At 64.4% G+C, this 15,012-nt stretch carries 14 protein-coding genes, 1 tRNA gene and 1 pseudogene; 11 read left to right on the top strand and 5 right to left on the bottom strand.

The window, feature by feature from the left end:
* Window positions 1-45: 45 nt before the first annotated feature.
* On the bottom strand, window positions 46-549 hold the full coding sequence (locus GD628_RS06005; protein ID WP_091600851.1) for a DUF4383 domain-containing protein: 504 nt from the start codon (window positions 547-549) through the stop codon (window positions 46-48).
* Window positions 550-752: 203 nt separating this feature from the next.
* On the opposite strand from GD628_RS06005, the gene GD628_RS06000 reads away from it, so the two are divergent.
* A complete protein-coding gene (locus tag GD628_RS06000; RefSeq protein WP_152274096.1) occupies window positions 753-2,231 on the top strand; it encodes an FAD-dependent oxidoreductase in 1,479 nt (492 codons plus the stop codon).
* A 176-nt stretch (window positions 2,232-2,407) separates the two neighbouring features.
* Here the strand turns inward: GD628_RS06000 and GD628_RS05995 are convergent.
* Window positions 2,408-2,857 (bottom strand): annotated as a pseudogene (locus tag GD628_RS05995) (SRPBCC family protein); the annotation flags it as partial.
* Between the two features lie 198 nt (window positions 2,858-3,055).
* Between GD628_RS05995 and GD628_RS05990 the strand changes: the two are divergent.
* Window positions 3,056-3,553, top strand: coding sequence for a Dps family protein (locus tag GD628_RS05990; RefSeq protein WP_091600854.1), 498 nt, complete (start codon window positions 3,056-3,058; stop codon window positions 3,551-3,553).
* On the opposite strand, the gene GD628_RS05985 is transcribed toward GD628_RS05990, so the two are convergent.
* On the bottom strand, window positions 3,550-4,287 hold the full coding sequence (locus GD628_RS05985) for a FadR/GntR family transcriptional regulator (protein WP_226802358.1): 738 nt from the start codon (window positions 4,285-4,287) through the stop codon (window positions 3,550-3,552). The two genes, GD628_RS05990 and GD628_RS05985, sit on opposite strands and share 4 nt — an antisense overlap.
* Before the next feature lie 138 nt (window positions 4,288-4,425).
* Between GD628_RS05985 and GD628_RS05980 the strand changes: the two genes are divergently transcribed.
* Both GD628_RS05980 and GD628_RS05975 read left to right on the top strand, forming a co-directional pair.
* Window positions 4,426-4,944 carry a gluconokinase gene (locus GD628_RS05980; protein WP_226802357.1) on the top strand — a complete coding sequence of 173 codons (519 nt, stop codon included), beginning with the start codon at window positions 4,426-4,428 and terminating at the stop codon, window positions 4,942-4,944.
* A 101-nt stretch (window positions 4,945-5,045) separates the two neighbouring features.
* Window positions 5,046-5,816, top strand: a complete 771-nt coding sequence (locus tag GD628_RS05975; RefSeq protein ID WP_152274095.1) for a metal-dependent hydrolase — start codon at window positions 5,046-5,048, stop codon at window positions 5,814-5,816.
* A 16-nt stretch (window positions 5,817-5,832) separates the two neighbouring features.
* On the opposite strand, the gene GD628_RS05970 is transcribed toward GD628_RS05975, so the two are convergent.
* Window positions 5,833-6,579, bottom strand: coding sequence for a LysR family transcriptional regulator substrate-binding protein (locus GD628_RS05970; RefSeq protein WP_152274094.1), 747 nt, complete (start codon window positions 6,577-6,579; stop codon window positions 5,833-5,835).
* 53 nt (window positions 6,580-6,632) lie between these two features.
* On the opposite strand from GD628_RS05970, the gene GD628_RS05965 reads away from it, so the two are divergent.
* Window positions 6,633-7,019: a DUF5997 family protein gene (locus tag GD628_RS05965; RefSeq protein ID WP_091600858.1), complete on the top strand. Its 387-nt coding sequence runs from the start codon at window positions 6,633-6,635 to the stop codon at window positions 7,017-7,019.
* 130 nt (window positions 7,020-7,149) lie between these two features.
* On the opposite strand, the gene GD628_RS05960 is transcribed toward GD628_RS05965, so the two are convergent.
* Window positions 7,150-7,232 (bottom strand) — tRNA-Leu (locus GD628_RS05960).
* Between the two features lie 427 nt (window positions 7,233-7,659).
* Here GD628_RS05960 and GD628_RS05955 point away from each other — a divergent pair.
* From GD628_RS05955 to GD628_RS05930, 6 genes are read left to right on the top strand one after another with little or no spacing between them, the layout of a single operon-like run.
* Complete coding sequence (locus tag GD628_RS05955) at window positions 7,660-8,388, top strand: FhaA domain-containing protein (RefSeq protein WP_091600859.1); 729 nt, start codon at window positions 7,660-7,662, stop codon at window positions 8,386-8,388.
* Complete coding sequence (locus GD628_RS05950; RefSeq protein WP_091600860.1) at window positions 8,388-8,873, top strand: FHA domain-containing protein FhaB/FipA; 486 nt, start codon at window positions 8,388-8,390, stop codon at window positions 8,871-8,873. The genes GD628_RS05955 and GD628_RS05950 overlap by 1 nt, the downstream gene beginning before the upstream one ends.
* Before the next feature lie 44 nt (window positions 8,874-8,917).
* Window positions 8,918-10,393, top strand: a complete 1,476-nt coding sequence (locus tag GD628_RS05945) for a PP2C family protein-serine/threonine phosphatase (protein ID WP_091601495.1) — start codon at window positions 8,918-8,920, stop codon at window positions 10,391-10,393.
* On the top strand, window positions 10,393-11,811 hold the full coding sequence (locus GD628_RS05940; protein ID WP_091600861.1) for an FtsW/RodA/SpoVE family cell cycle protein: 1,419 nt from the start codon (window positions 10,393-10,395) through the stop codon (window positions 11,809-11,811). The genes GD628_RS05945 and GD628_RS05940 overlap by 1 nt, the downstream gene beginning before the upstream one ends.
* Window positions 11,808-13,250: a peptidoglycan D,D-transpeptidase FtsI family protein gene (locus tag GD628_RS05935; protein ID WP_091600862.1), complete on the top strand. Its 1,443-nt coding sequence runs from the start codon at window positions 11,808-11,810 to the stop codon at window positions 13,248-13,250. The genes GD628_RS05940 and GD628_RS05935 overlap by 4 nt, the downstream gene beginning before the upstream one ends.
* A complete protein-coding gene (locus GD628_RS05930) occupies window positions 13,247-15,007 on the top strand; it encodes a protein kinase domain-containing protein (protein WP_091600863.1) in 1,761 nt (586 codons plus the stop codon). The genes GD628_RS05935 and GD628_RS05930 overlap by 4 nt, the downstream gene beginning before the upstream one ends.
* Window positions 15,008-15,012: the final 5 nt, after the last annotated feature.

Below are 15,012 nucleotides of genomic sequence, written 5' to 3'. Positions count from 1 at the left end.
AAGGCGCAGCCGTCCAACCGGCCGCGCCTTTACCGTCCTGTGCCCCTAATTGGGAATGCTTCCCTCCCCGGGTGATCCGGTGCTCGGGCTCCGGTCCACCCCGCGGGAACGATCGGATCCAAGCACGAATCCGAGGATGATCATCACCGCAGCCAGTGCCAGGTGCAGCCAGTTGTCAGCCCAGTTCAACGGGACAAAGTTCGCATCCGAGTTCAGCGGGATGATCAGGCCGTAGATAAACAAGAGCAGGTACAGCACGCCGGCACCAATCAGGTAGGTGCGGGCGGATGAGTTGCTCCGGGCCATCCACAAGCCGGCAAAACCAAGCAGCATGTGGACAACGTTGTGCAGGATGGACACCTGGAAGAGGCCCAGCAGAACAGCCTCAGAGCCATAACCTGCGAAATAGAGTGCACTGTAGTTCGCGGTAATTCCGGGAATAAAGCCGAGAACCCCAATGACCAGGAAGATGACGCCGAATACCGTGGCGGCGATTTGGGCACTGGTCCTGTGGGCGGAAAGCCCTCGGCTGCTGCTTGCATAAGACATGGCCAACTCCTTATCTCCAAGGGAGAATCACGGACTCCGGCCAGACGGAGGCCTTAAAACCTACGCTTCAACTGTGGCACAACCCCCACCCCATGGGAAGTATGCTTACGAACCCGGCGCACCCGCTCCCCGGATCCGGATAAGCCCTTGACTCCGGGCCATAGGACAGATGGGGTGGAGGCCAAACCTGAGGAAGGAAGCACATGGAATCACTCTGGCTCGACACCTCGCCCGCCATTGAAACCGACCCCTTTGTGCCCGGCGGAGCCTACGACACGATTGTGGTGGGCGCCGGCCTGACCGGCCTGGCCACCGCCGTCCTGCTGGCGCGCGGCGGGCAGCGCGTCGCTGTCCTGGAAGCACGCCGGACCGGAGCCGTGACCACCGGCAACACCACGGCCAAGATCAGCCTGCTGCAGGGTACCGTGCTCTCCCAGATCGCCCGGCACCACGATGTATCCGCTGTCCGCGCATATGTTGCCGCCAACCGCACCGCGCAGGAGTGGCTGCTTTCCTTCTGTGCCGCGGCCGGCGTGGACTGCGAGACCCGCGACGCCTGGACATACGCTGTGACGTCCGACGGCGCCGCCGCACTCACCCAGGAACGGGACGCGTGCCGGGCCGCGGGCCTGCCGGTTGAGAGCACCACTGAGACGGAGCTGCCCTTCCGCGTTGAAGCGGCCTTGAAACTTCCGGGCCAGGCACAGTTCCACCCCCTCCAGGCCTTGGCAGCCCTGGCCGGCGAGCTCCGGTCGCATTCCGGAACGCTTGTGGAAGGCATCCGGGTGAAGGAGGTACACCATACAGATTCAGGCAGGGTGCGCGTGGTGACAGAACCGGGGGACCTGGAGGCGGGACAGGTTGTACTGGCAACCGGCATCCCGATCCTGGACCGCGGCGGATACTTCGCCGTCGTTAAACCCCAGCGGTCCTATGCCAGCGCTTTTCCCGTCATGGGGGACGTCCCCGAGGGGATGTACCTCTCGGCTGATTCACCGTCCCGTTCACTGCGGACGGCGACGGTAAACGGGACCAGGTACCTGCTGGCCGGCGGCAACGGACATCCGGTTGGGAGGTCCGCCCACACCAGGGACCGGGTCACCGGGCTCCATGAATGGACCCGCCAGCACTTCGCTGTCGACGAGGCCCGCTATGACTGGTCTGCCCAGGACTATTCCCCGGCTTCCGCGCTCCCCTATGTGGGTGAACTTCCCCTGCTCGGCCGCAGCATCTACGCGGCCACGGGCTTCAACAAGTGGGGCATGACCAACGGGGTGGCTGCCGCCGGGTCCCTGGCAGCCAGGATTCTCGGTGAGGAGGACCCCAACGCAGGGCTGTATAAGGCCAAAGTGAGCTTCCCGGATGCAGTATCCACGGTGAAGGCCAATGCTGAGGTTGGCCTGCAGATGATCAGCGGCTGGGCCGGAGGGCTCTCACGGACTGCGGGAGGGGAACCACCGGAGGGCCTGGGAGTCGTGGTGCGGGAGGGCGGCTCCCCGGTTGCGGTCTGCACGGTCAACGGGGTCACCACCCGCCGTTCAGCCATCTGCCCCCACCTGCACGGTGTCCTGACCTGGAACGACGCCGAGGCTTCCTGGGACTGCCCGCTGCACGGGTCCCGGTTCTCAGCAGACGGCAAGCTGCTCGAGGGACCTGCGGTTCGAGGGCTCGATCCGGCGTAGGCGCACACAACAGCCCGGCGTCATTCCCAGGGGAAGGCGCCGGGCTTTTGTGCCGCTTCAGGCAGAACCGTGAGCTACACGCCTGCGGCTCGGGGCCCGCCTGACTCGGGATCATCGAGGGAAGGATCGGCCGTTGGGGCGGCCTTCAGTCCCGCGCCGGTGTCTGCTGTTGGGGCAGCGTCCACGTTGCCGCGCCAGGATCCCGTCTCGGAACCCTGTGACTCAATGAAATCCTTGAACCGCTTGAGGTCGCCCTTCACGCGGTGGTCATCTGCACCCACCACGGCGCCCACCTTCTCGGCGAACGTTTCAGGATCCCAGTCCAGCTGTACGCTGACCCGCGTTTCCGTGGCGCTGAGGCGGTGGAAGGTCACTACGCCGGCTTGGGACTTGCCGTCCGTGCTCTTCCAGGCCACCCGCTCGTCGGGGTGCTGTTCGGTGATCTTGGTGTCGAAGGTCCGCTCTACTCCGCCGATTTTGGTGACCCAGCGGGACTCGGTGTCAGAAAGCTGGGTGACGGACTCCACGCCCTTCATGAAGTGGGGGAACGACTCAAACTGTGTCCACTGGTTGTAGGCCGTGGTCACGGGTACTGCAACGTCAATTGACTCTTCTACGGTGCTCATACTGTCCCTTCGGTCGCGGATTGCGCTGTTCCCTGCGGAACAAACCTCCGATAGTAAGGAGCCTTAGCTCCTTCCGTCCTCACGGTAACGAAGTGGACAACAGATCACAAGCTGAAGGTAAGCTTACTTATATCCGGGCTTCCGCCGGACGCTTCCGGCAGGACTCCAGGTCCTGGATTCGTCGATACAGGAGGAACAATGAAGGCATCACAGCAGCTGACCACCAACCTGCAGGCCGTACTGGTAGACCTGATTGAACTTCACCTGCAGGGAAAGCAGGCGCACTGGAACGTAGTGGGCAAGAACTTCCGCGACCTCCATCTCCAGCTGGACGAGATCATCGACGACGCACGGCTGTTCGCGGACGAGCTCGCGGAACGAATGCGTGCTTTGCAGGCGGTTCCGGATGGTCGCAGCACTGCGGTTGCCGAAGGCACGTCCCTTCCGCCGTTCCCGGCAGGCCTCGTGGACACCAAGGACACCGTCACGCTGGTAGTAGCCCTCCTCCGCGGCACGGTCCAGACCATGCGGGATGTCCACGACCAGGTGGACGAAGAAGATCCCACGACGGCGGACATCCTGCACGGGTTCATTGGCAAGCTCGAGCAGTACGCCTGGATGGTGGACGCTGAAAACCTCGCCCCCACCGCCACCGTGGTAACCCCCGAGGGTGCCGACAAGGCACCCACCACCTAAAGTGCGGGCTCCTGGTGCCGGCGCAGGATGGCATCCTCCACTTCCAGGAGGAGGTCTGCCGTACGCGCCCGCGCAGCCGCCGGGTCCGCCTGGGCCACGGCGGCTGCTATGGCCTCGTGTTCATCCAGTGCCTCCGGCCTGGGACCGCCTTCAGGCATGAGGTTCTGCCGGCTCCGGCCTGAGAGCACCTCCGAGACCACGCCGCCCAGCGAGGCGAACATTTCATTGCCGCTGGCATCCAGAAGCAGCGTGTGGAATTCAATATCCGCCGCCAGGAAGGCTTCCGGATCAGCGGCCTGCTCCCGCATCCTGCATGCGAGCTGGAGGAGGCGCTGCCGCTGATCCTGGGAAGCCCGGCGGGCAGCGCCGGCAGCCGCAAGGGGCTCGACGGCGATCCGCAGCTCGGTAAGCGATTCGAACTGCTCGTTCCTTCCGGGTCCGGAAAGCCGCCAGCGGATAATCCGCGGATCGTAGACATTCCAGCGGGACGGTTCCTGGACGACTATGCCGATTCGCCGCTTCGAGTACACCAGATTGAGGGCCTCCAGGATCTGCATGCAGTCGCGGATCACCGTACGGGAGACTCCGAAACTCTCCTGCAAGCCAACGAGCGTCAGCCGGGTACCCGGTGCCAGGGCTCCGGTGGCGATGTCCCGGCCCAGCACGTCGGTGATCCGGTTATTCATGACTTCTGCGGCAGGACGAACCTGCTCCACAACTTCTCTGTCCTGCAAGGCACGTCCTTCACGCTGCATCTGGGGCTGGACCCGTCAGGACAAGCGTAGTGCCGGACCCAGCGGGGAGCCACCCTATGGTGATACCTTTATGGTCCGGTGAAAGTGCCCAGACAACGTCGTCCAGAGGAGCAGTACGTGAACCATGTGCCCCGCCACGTTGTGATTATGGGCGCGGCCGGATCGGGAAAGACCACTGTTTCCACCACGCTTTCGGAGCACCTGGGCTGGATCGCTGCCGAAGCCGATGAGTTCCATGCCCCGGCCAGCATTGCGTCGATGACCGCGGGCATCCCCCTCTCCGACGAGGACCGCTGGCCGTGGCTCGAATCCATCCGGGAGTGGATGAGCACACAGGCGAAAAACGGCCGTTCAACGGTCATCGCCTGCTCAGCCCTGAAACGCAGCTACCGGGATGTCCTGTCTCGGGCGGACGGCCGGGTGCAGTTTGTGCACTTGGACGGGGCTCCCGAAGTGCTCAGTGACAGGATGGCCACCCGCCGGGGACATTGGATGCCGGTGTCCCTCCTGCCCTCCCAGCTGTCCGCGCTGGAGCCCCTGGACCCGGACGAAGACGGGTTGACGGTGGATTTCCTCAATCCTCCCGGCAGCATCTCCACCCAGATCCTTGAGGGCCTGATCATCCCGGATTCCTAGCCTGCACGGTCCGGTTCGGGCGATGTCAGAGGCGGCTGGGAGTATTGAGGTACGCCGGTCAACCGGCTGATGTGGACTGCCCGGAAGGAAAGCAAGACACCATGATGGGTGGCCATCACGCCGCAAGCGGCGCAGCGGCATGGGTAGCCGTCGCCTCAACCGCCCCCTACGCCCTTGGCCTATATCCGGTCAGCCCGCTCGGCGTTGTCAGCGGAGCCCTGCTGACCGCTGGGGCCGCGCTGCTCCCGGACCTGGACCACCACAGCGGCACCATAGCCAATTCATTGCCTCCCTTGACCCGGATCCTCGCGCGGATCACTGAACAAATCAGCGGCGGTCACCGGCGTGGGACCCATTCATTGCTGGGACTCGCCGTGTTCGTCGCCCTCGCCGGCGCCCTGGGCGAGCTCACTGCCGAAGTGGGAGGTCTCGGCACCGTGGAGGTTGGGGCAGGACTCCTGTCCATCCTGCTGATGGGGTTTGCCCTCAAGGCACTGAAGATTGCCGGCGGGGCCGGACGGAGCTGGCTCCTGGCCATCCTGCTCTCCGTTTTTATTGCCCTCTATGCTCCGGAGAACAACGGTTGGCTCCCCCTCGCCGTCGGGCTTGGCGTGGCCGTGCACATTGTGGGGGACCTGCTGACGCACCAGGGGGTCATGATCCTGTGGCCGCTGCGGATCAAGCGGCCGCGGAAGATCGCATCAATGCCCCTTGTGTCCAAGTTGTGGAAAACCAGCGGCTGCCTCTCGGTGCCAATCATTGGCCGTGCCGGTTCCTGGCGGGAGTGGGCCATCATGGTGCCCGTTTCCGTCTATGCGATCTACGGCGTCATTGAAGCAGCCTTCAACTCGCTGCGCGGCTGGCTCGCCTAGCCGGCAGTGCCGGAATTCAGGCCCTGCCCTTGCCCGGCTTGCGGCGCGGCGTCCGGCCGGCTCCAGGTTTCCCCTGACGCGCCGGCCGTCCTGCTCCCTTACCCCCGGCCTTGGAACCGGCGGCGGGTGCCGGGGCTTTCCTTGCCGTCTTCTTCGCGGGCTCCTGCCGGGAGGAAGGCTGGCGCGAGCTGTTGGCTGTCCGGCCGCGGACAATCCCGATGAATTCGTCCACGTCCTGGTCCTCGGTCTCCTGGAGCCAGGCAACGGCTATCCGTGACCCTTCCATACCCTGGACGGGACGCGTGATGACATCCCTGCGGGAGTGGAGGCGGGCCACGGACATCGGCAGGATCAGCAATCCCGCGCCGGAGGCCGCAACTTCAAGTGCCATGGCCGGGGAGCCGAGCTCCACGGCGTCCAGGAAGCTCTCACCGGAGAGGTCCGCCAGATGGACTTCATCAAACGCCGCGAGCGGATGGTCCTTCGGTGCGGCGACCACCGGCTGCTCGCGGTAGAGCGGTATCGCGTGCAGGTCAGCGGGCCGTTCGAAGCCTTCCTCAGGGATGCGGAGGAACACCAGGTCCGCTTCCCGGCTCCGGAGCACCGCGAGTATCCGGTCCTCTTCGACCTGCGCCGCGTCCAGTGCCCGGCCCCGGCGTTCATTCCAGCGTGAGATCCACTTACCCGGGGTAACACCCGGGACGTAGGCGATCTTCAACGGGGAATGGGCCGTACTCGACGGCTGAGGGGGCGCTTGGGACACCTGTTCACCCTAGCCCAACACTTCTCCCGCGGCCCTGCGGATACCCTTTAACCATGACCCCCCAAAAATCTTCCCAGTCCATGAAGCCTGAGACGGCTGCCAAGAAGCTGGGCATCTACCTTCCGGCTGCTCCCCAGGAGTTCCAGGACAACCCGGTGACCCGGGCACAGCTGGACGAGATGCAGTCCACGCCGCCGGAATGGCTGGCGGAACTGCGCCGCAACGGCCCGCACCCGCGGCCCGTGGTCGCCCAGAAACTGAACATCTCCATTGGCGGACTTGCGCGCGGCGGCATCACGGACCCGCTGACAACCGAACAGATCAACGAGCTGCTCGCCTCGCCGCCGGAATGGCTTGTTGCTGAAAGGGCCAGCTTCGCGGCCGTCCGCGCCGAAAACCAGCGGCTCAAGAAGGAATCCGCCAGGAAGCCGCGCGCCTAGTGCCGTAGCCCGGTCTAGCCAACGCCCTCCTGCCGTCCCGCGGCAGGAGGGCGTTGCCGGTTTAACAGGGCACGGTGTCCCGGCATAAAAAAATCACCCCGATCAATTGACCGGGGTGATTCCCTGTTTGTGCGCGAGGGGGGATTTGAACCCCCACGCCCTTTCGGACACTGGCACCTGAAGCCAGCGCGTCTGCCGTTCCGCCACTCGCGCAAAGTGATTTCCCGTGTCTTCGGATGATCTCTAACTCACAGGTGTTTGTGAGGTTCACATCCCGATTCCTCGGGAACAGCAGAATCAAGCATACCGGCAATTTCCCGAAACACCTAAACGGCTCTTCCGCGGCTCCCCGGACCAGCCCCGGCCCGGGCTGGAAAGCCCGGGCTGCCGCGGCCCGGCGCTGCAGGATGTCCCCTCTCCAGGGCAGGCAAAGCGACGCCGGCGAAGGGAAATCCCGGCCTGGATTGGTCCGGGGACACCGCTAGGGTGTTAAGACAATTGCCAGCGGTCCCCAGTAGTATCGGGATGGACATACCCTGCCCAGTGCGTTCAACGCCCGTCATCCGTACGGGAGAGGGCGCTGTGCAGGAGCAGCAATCGCAGGTCCACGGTAGTTCCACGAACAGGGAAGGAGTCGGAGATGGGCATACTCGACAACGTCGAGCGCGGCATTGAACGAATGGTCCGCGGCGCTTTTTCCAGCGGGTCCTCCGGCCGCGTGGAGCCCCTTGAACTTGCCATAGCCCTGCGCCGTGAACTGGATGAGAAGTCCATGACCCTGGGCGAGGGACGGACACTGGCACCGAATGTCTTTACCGCGCGCCTCTCCGACGAAGATTTCGCCCGCGCCCAGGAATGGGGCGCCCCGCTGGCCGAGGAACTGTGCGACGTCGTCATCAAGCACGCGCGCAGCCAGTCCTACACCCTCCAGGGCGCGGTCCGGGTCTCCTTCACCCGCGATTCCTCGCTCAAGCCCGGTTCGCTGGCGATCGACTCGGCAACCGAAAAGACCCGGGCGTCCGCTGCACGCACTCCTCAGCCGCCCGCTCCGCGCCAGAGCCCCACCCGCATGCAGCCCGTGCTGGACATCGATGGGCAGCGGTACTCACTCAATGCCACCTCCGTGGTCCTTGGCAGATCCTCGGAAGCGGACATCCTTGTTGATGACACCGGCGTTTCCCGCCGTCACTTGGAAATCCGGACCGACGGCGGCACTGTCCGCGCCGTCGACCTCGGTTCAACCAACGGCAGCTACGTCAACGGCCAGAAAGTCCAGGGGGAAACCATCCTTACCGACGGCTCGACCATTGCCATGGGCAGGACCCGTATTGTCTTCCGGCTGCTCCCGGTCCGATCCGGAGGGCGCTGATGGACGGCTCATTGACCCTCACCCTGCTCCGTTACGGGTTCCTGATCCTGCTGTGGATCATGGTCCTGGGAGTTGTCGGTGCCATCCGGCGGGACCTGGTACTCGGTGCCCGAAACCGGACCGGCGCACCCACAGCCCGCCAGATACGCAAGAATCCCGCGCTGGAGCGCGAGGCGGCACCGCCGGCCAAGGTGCAGGCCCGGCAGATGGTTGTGACTGAGGGCCCCCTGCGCGGAACCACCCTGGAACTGGCCTCCAGCCCCATCCTGCTGGGCCGTGCCCAGGAAGCCACACTGGTTCTTGAAGATGACTATGCTTCCGGCCGCCATGCCCGGCTTTTCCCCCAGGGCAGCCGCTGGTTTATTGAAGACCTTGGTTCCACCAACGGGACGTTCCTCGGAGGGTCCCAGCTCACCCGTGCCCAGCCCGTTGACCCCGGAGTGCCGATCCGCATCGGCAAAACAGTCATTGAATTGAGGCCCTAGCAGTGGCCCTGGTCCTTCGGTACGCTGCCCGCTCCGACGTAGGCATGGTTCGTTTCAAGAATGACGATTCTGCCTACGTTGGGCGCTACCTCGCCGTCGTCGCCGACGGCATGGGGGGCCACGCGGGCGGCAACGTAGCATCTGCATCCACGGTGCTGGACCTCGTCCACCTGGACCGCCCCGATCTCGAGGACCAGGCCGTCACCGTCCTGGCAGACGAAATCCAGGCCGCGAATTCATTGCTCTCGGAACTGGTGACCACCTCCCCGGAGCTCTCCGGAATGGGCACCACGGTCACCGCCATGCTGCTCCAGGGAGACCGGGTGGCCCTTGCACACATCGGGGATTCGCGGGCCTACCGCCTCAAGGACGGTGTCTTCGAGCAAATCAGCATCGACCACACCTTCGTGCAGCGACTCATCGATGAAGGGCGCCTGCGTCCAGAAGAAGCCGAGTCACACCCGCACAAGAACGTGCTGATGCGCGTCCTGGGCGACGTCGATGCGAGCCCGGAACTGGATCTGGCAACCTTCGAGGTCGAGCCGGGCGAAAAGTGGCTGCTGTGCTCCGACGGGCTGAACGCGGTTCTGCGGGACAGCGACATTGAGGCCGTCCTCCGTGACTCCAAAGACCTTTCCACCGCAGTGGACACCCTGGTTGAGCTGACGCTTGCCGGGGGTTCTCCGGACAACGTGACCGTGGCGGTCATCGAAGTGGTCGACGAGGCCGATGCTCCGGCACCGGCCCGCGAACCCGCCCCCGCCACGGCCGGCACGGCCGAAGTCCCCGCTGCGGCCGCCGAACGTCCCGCCGACACCAAGGACGGGGCGCAGGCCTCCGGCGGCGAGGAACCGGATGACGAGGAACGAGAGGCGGACAGCCCCGTACGGGCCGAGGTTATCCGGCGCGACCTGGCTTCCCGTCCCCACCTGCTGGTGGGTGCCGCCTCGCTGGCCACCGAGACCGGGCAGATTCCCATTGTCACCAAGCGTTCGGCTGAACGCCGCGCTGCGCGCCTGCTCATGCACAAGGCAGACGACGACGCCGCTGCCCCCGAGACGCAGGCCCCCGAGCCGCCTCGGAAGCGCAGGCGCTGGATCCTCATCACCGTGCTTGCCGTCATTGCAGCCCTGCTCGCCTCGGTGCTGTGGGTGGGATACGCCTGGACGCAGACCCGCTACTACGTAGGGACAGCGGACAACCGCGTGGCAATCTACAACGGTGTCTCCCAGACACTCGGTCCGGTCAAGCTCTCCCATGTCACCGAGACAACCGACATTCCCGTCGACAGCCTGCCCGAGTACTGGCGCAGCAGGGTCAATGACACCGTTCCGGCCAAGGACCTGGTGCACGCGGAGCAGATTGTCGGCCAGCTTCGCGGCACCGCCAAGGCAATCCTGTGCCCTCAGCCCTCCGAGCCTGCGCCCTCGCCTTCCCCGTCCGTGCTGGCTGACGCCCTTGGCGCCAACAACGGGCCGGACGGGCTTCCTGCCATCAATTCATGTGGAGGGCAGCAGTGATGTCAGATATCACCGCCCCGGCCAAACCGCGCCGAAACATCGAGGCAGTGCTGCTGGTACTCGCGCTGGGCGTGGGCGTCGGGGCCAACATGCTGGTGGGCATTGACGAAGACCGCGCCTTCGATTCGGATTTCTGGGTCCAGGGCGGGACCCTCGTAGCCCTGGTCCTGGCCTTCCACGTCGTGCTGCGCTTCCGTGCCAAGTATGCCGATCCGGTAATACTTCCGATAGTCACTGCCCTGAACGGCGTTGGTCTCGCCATGATTCACCGCTTGGATATTGCCAACGGTGATGATGCAGCCGACCGTCAGCTGCTGTGGAGCACGGTGGCCGTGGCAGCAGCCATAGCCGTCATGTTCTTTATCAAGGACCACCGGATCCTGCGCCGCTATACCTACATTTCGCTGATCGTCAGCGCATTGCTGCTCCTGCTGCCGCTGATGCCGGGCCTTGGACAGGAAATCAACGGTGCCCGGATCTGGATCAACGTTGGCTTCGGCACCTTCCAGCCCGGTGAAATCGCCAAGATCACGCTGGCCATATTCTTCGCAGGGTATCTATCGGCAAACCGGGACCTGATCCTTCTCGCCGGCCGCAAAGTGGGACCCCTGCAGCTCCCGCGCTTCAAGGACATGGGACCCATGATGGCCGCCTGGGCCGTGAGCATCGGCGTCCTGGTCTTCCAGCGGGACCTGGGCTCTTCCATCCTGTTCTTCGGACTCTTCATGGCCATGATCTACGTGGCCACCAGCCGGGTGAGCTGGGTACTGATCGGCCTGGCACTGATCGGCGCCGGCGGCTTCGTAGCCGTACAGCTCTTCAGCCACGTAGCACTGCGCATCGACAGCTGGATCAACGCGTTCGATCCGGAAGTCATAGCCCGTGTCCCCGGCGGCAGTTTCCAGGTGGTGAACGGCCTCTTTGGCCTTGCCAGCGGTGGCATGACGGGCACAGGGCTGGGCCAGGGCCGGCCGGACCTCGTGACCTACGCGAATTCGGACATGATCATCGCTGCCCTCGGCGAAGAGCTGGGCCTGATCGGAATCTTTGCGATCGTCCTCATGTATGTGCTGCTGGTTTCCCGCGGCTTCCGCGCCGCCCTTGGCACCAGGGACGGCTTTGGCAAGCTCCTGGCGTGCGGATTGTCCTTCACTATTGCCCTGCAGTGCTTTGTTGTCATTGGCGGTGTTACCCGCCTCATTCCGCTAACCGGCCTCACGACGCCGTTCATGTCCGCGGGAGGTTCGTCGCTGCTGGCCAACTGGATCATCGTGGCCCTCCTGCTGCTGATCTCGAACGCGGCGAGGCGCCCTGCCGCTACCGGGCTCCCCCTGGATATGGAACCGGCCCTGGCAGCACCGGGTGCAGACCGGGGCAAAACGTACGGCAAGGCAAGGAATGAGGTGACAGGCGCATGAACCAGGCAATCCGCAACTCCTGGATAGTCGCGCTGGCCATGTTCCTGGCCATCCTGTGCTCGCTGACCTACGTGCAGTTCTTTGCTGCGAACGAGCTCAATGCCAACCCGATCAACAATCGACAGCTCTACAAGGAGTTTGGCCAGAACCGCGGTTCAATTCTGGTTGACGGTGCTCCCATCGCGGAGTCCGTCCCGTCCAATGACCAGTTCAATTACCAGCGGGTCTACAACAACCCGGAGCTGTACTCGGCGCTGACCGGCTACTTCTCCCTGGTCCACGGCAGCTCGCAGCTGGAGCAGGCCCTGAGCGATGAGCTGTCCGGAAACAGCGACCAGCAGTTCTATGACCGGCTGGTCCAGCTCTTCTCCGGCGCCCAGGCGCAGGGCGCGTCGGTGGAACTGACAATCGATCCGCAGCTCCAGCAGATGGCCTACGACCTCATTCCGGAGGGCCAGCGCGGTTCGATAGTCATGATGGATCCCAAGACCGGCGACATCCTGGCCATGGTCTCAAAGCCTTCCTACGACACGAATCTCCTGGCCGGCCACGATACCCAGGCCGTGGAAGCCAACATGGACCAGCTCCTCTCGGTTCCCGGGCTCTCCCCTTACCTGAACCCGGCCACCCAGTCACTGCTGGCCCCGGGTTCCACATTCAAGCTTGTTGACGCGGCTGCTGCCCTTGAAACCGGAAAATTCACCGCCGATTCGGTGATTCCTAACCCGCCGGCCCTGCCGCTGCCCGGAAGCACCGTTTCGCTGCCGAACTACACCAACGGTGCCTGCGCCAGCCGCAGTGAAGCGGACATTCAGTTCGCACTTGAACAGTCCTGCAATACTGTCTTCGCGCAGATTGCATGGGAAGTCGGGCAGGACGCACTGGCGGAACAGGCAGAGAAATTCGGTTTCGGCGAAACGTTCAGCATTCCCACACCAGTGACCGCCAGCAGCTTCCCCGAGACGGAGGACCAGGCGGAACTTGCCCTGTCCTCCATCGGCCAGGGCAGCGTCACAGCCACTCCCCTGCAGGTGGCCATGATTTCCGCGGCCATCGCCAACAACGGCGTGCAGATGACACCGAACCTGATCAAGACGGTCCGTGCACCTGACCTTTCAGTGCTCGACGAACCCGAGCCCAAGGTCCTCAACGAATCGATCAGTCCCGGCACGGCTGCACAGCTGACCGACTGGATGGTCAGCGTAGTAGACAACGGCACCGCCTCCGCAGCCAGGATCCCCGGGGTCAAGGTTGCGGGCAAGACCGGAACGGCAGAAGTCGAAGGCCGCGGCGACAACGCCTGGTTCACCGGTTTCGCCCCGGCAGAAGACCCGGAGGTGGTCATTTCAATCGTGATGGAAAACGTTGACCTGGCCACTGGATCCCAATTGACCACCCCAAGCGCGCAAAAACTCCTAGAGGCGGTGTTGAATAAGTGAGGCCTACATCGGGTATCACCTTAGGCGGCAGGTTCCAGCTGACCGATCGTATAGCGATCGGCGGCATGGGCGAAGTCTGGAAGGCGCGGGACCTTGTCCTGGGCCGGATAGTCGCCATCAAGATCCTCAAAGAGGAGTACACCGGCGATCCGGGCTTCCTGAACCGCTTCCGTGCCGAAGCGCGCCACACCGCCCTGCTCAACCATGAGGGCATCGCGAACGTCTTCGACTACGGCGAAGAAGAGGGATCCGCGTACCTGGTGATGGAACTGGTGCCCGGCCAGCCGCTGTCCACGATCATCGAGCGTGAAAAAGTCCTGTCTCCGGACCGGACCCTCTCCATCATCGGCCAGACCGCCACGGCCCTGGCCGTGGCACACCGGCAGGGCCTCGTGCACCGCGACGTCAAGCCGGGAAACCTGCTCATCATGCCTGACGGCCGGGTCAAAATCACTGACTTCGGCATTGCCCGCCTGGCCGATCAGGTGCCGCTCACTGCCACGGGACAGGTCATGGGCACGGCCCAGTACCTCGCACCCGAGCAGGCCACCGGCCAGCAGGCCACGGGATCCAGTGACATCTATGCCCTGGGCGTTATCGGGTACGAGCTGCTGGCCGGAACACGCCCGTTCTCCGGTGAATCCCAGATCGCCATCGCCCTGGCCCAGGTCAATGACACCCCGCCGCCGCTGCCTGAATCCATTCCCGCACCGGTGCGGGCGCTCATCATGTCCATGCTGGCCAAGGATCCGGCGGACCGCCCCGCTGATGCCGAGGCCCTGGCGCGCGCTGTAGCCGCTATCCGCCGCGGAGACATCGCTGCCGCCGAGCAGGCCGTACCCGGAATGCTGCTCTTCGGCCCGGGAGGAACCGCGGCAACCAGCGCTGTCACTGCGCCGGTCCCGATGCCGGGCAACACCTCTGCCACGCGCGTGGTGGACACTGCTCCCTCGACCTCTGCGCTTCCCGTGGCTTCGGCCGCAGGGCAGACCGGTTCGCTCGCTGCTTCCCGGGAATGGAACGAGGATGACGGCGACGGTGATGATGACGGCTATGACGAGTACGACGAACAGCAGCCCAAGCGCAAGAAGTGGCTCATCCCGCTGATCATCGTCCTCACCCTCGTGCTGGCAGGCATCATCGCCCTGGTGGTACTGAACCTCAACTCTGATCCGGCAGGCGACTCTGATCCGACGAGGTCGCCGTCCACGTCGGCGTCCAGCACGCCCACGCGAAGCAGTGCCTCCCCGACGTCGAGTTCCCCGTCCCCGACGCAGCCCTCTGCCAGCCCGACTCCGAGTGCAACGGTGGAAGAGATCACCATCAACGCCTCCCAGTACCAGGGCCGGAACGTCAACGAGGTTTCCCAGGAGCTGAGCGCCCTGGGACTGGCCGTGAGCAGGAACCCCGTGCCCTCCGACCAGCCTGAAGGTACGGTCCTGGATGTCAATCCGGTAGGCACCCTCTCCCGCGGAGACGCCGTCGCTATCACCTATTCCTCCGGCCCCGAACAGGTGACAGTTCCCGGCGGGCTGCTGAACCAGCCCGAGTCTTCGGTCAGCCAGCAGGTAGTCAATGCCGGCCTTGTCCCTGATGTGGTGCGCCAGCCGTCGAACGATGTACCGTCAGGCCAGGTGATCAGTGTCAATCCCCAGCAGGGAGCCACCGTAGCCAAGGGATCCACCGTCACCATCGTTGTTTCCACCGGTCCGGCATCCACCCCCGGCCCCAGCGGATCAAGCACTGACGGGTCCTAAAAACC

It is taken from the genome of Arthrobacter koreensis (assembly GCF_009193255.1).
Lineage (GTDB): Bacteria > Actinomycetota > Actinomycetes > Actinomycetales > Micrococcaceae > Arthrobacter_B > Arthrobacter_B koreensis.
The sequence above is the reverse complement of the archived record's forward strand: the minus strand, read 5'-3'. Positions and strand labels throughout refer to the sequence as shown.

What these genes read in the sequence shown, in the direction of transcription:
- GD628_RS05935 (WP_091600862.1), top strand. Translation starts at nt 11,808, where the DNA reads ATGAACCAGGCAATCCGCAACTCCTGGATAGTCGCGCTGGCCATGTTC.
- GD628_RS06000 (WP_152274096.1), top strand. Translation starts at nt 753, where the DNA reads ATGGAATCACTCTGGCTCGACACCTCGCCCGCCATTGAAACCGACCCC.
- GD628_RS05950 (WP_091600860.1), top strand. Translation starts at nt 8,388, where the DNA reads ATGGACGGCTCATTGACCCTCACCCTGCTCCGTTACGGGTTCCTGATC.
- GD628_RS06005 (WP_091600851.1), bottom strand. Translation starts at nt 549, where the DNA reads ATGTCTTATGCAAGCAGCAGCCGAGGGCTTTCCGCCCACAGGACCAGT.
- GD628_RS05945 (WP_091601495.1), top strand. Translation starts at nt 8,918, where the DNA reads ATGGTTCGTTTCAAGAATGACGATTCTGCCTACGTTGGGCGCTACCTC.
- GD628_RS05940 (WP_091600861.1), top strand. Translation starts at nt 10,393, where the DNA reads ATGTCAGATATCACCGCCCCGGCCAAACCGCGCCGAAACATCGAGGCA.
- GD628_RS05955 (WP_091600859.1), top strand. Translation starts at nt 7,660, where the DNA reads ATGGGCATACTCGACAACGTCGAGCGCGGCATTGAACGAATGGTCCGC.
- GD628_RS05990 (WP_091600854.1), top strand. Translation starts at nt 3,056, where the DNA reads ATGAAGGCATCACAGCAGCTGACCACCAACCTGCAGGCCGTACTGGTA.
- GD628_RS05965 (WP_091600858.1), top strand. Translation starts at nt 6,633, where the DNA reads ATGACCCCCCAAAAATCTTCCCAGTCCATGAAGCCTGAGACGGCTGCC.
- GD628_RS05975 (WP_152274095.1), top strand. Translation starts at nt 5,046, where the DNA reads ATGATGGGTGGCCATCACGCCGCAAGCGGCGCAGCGGCATGGGTAGCC.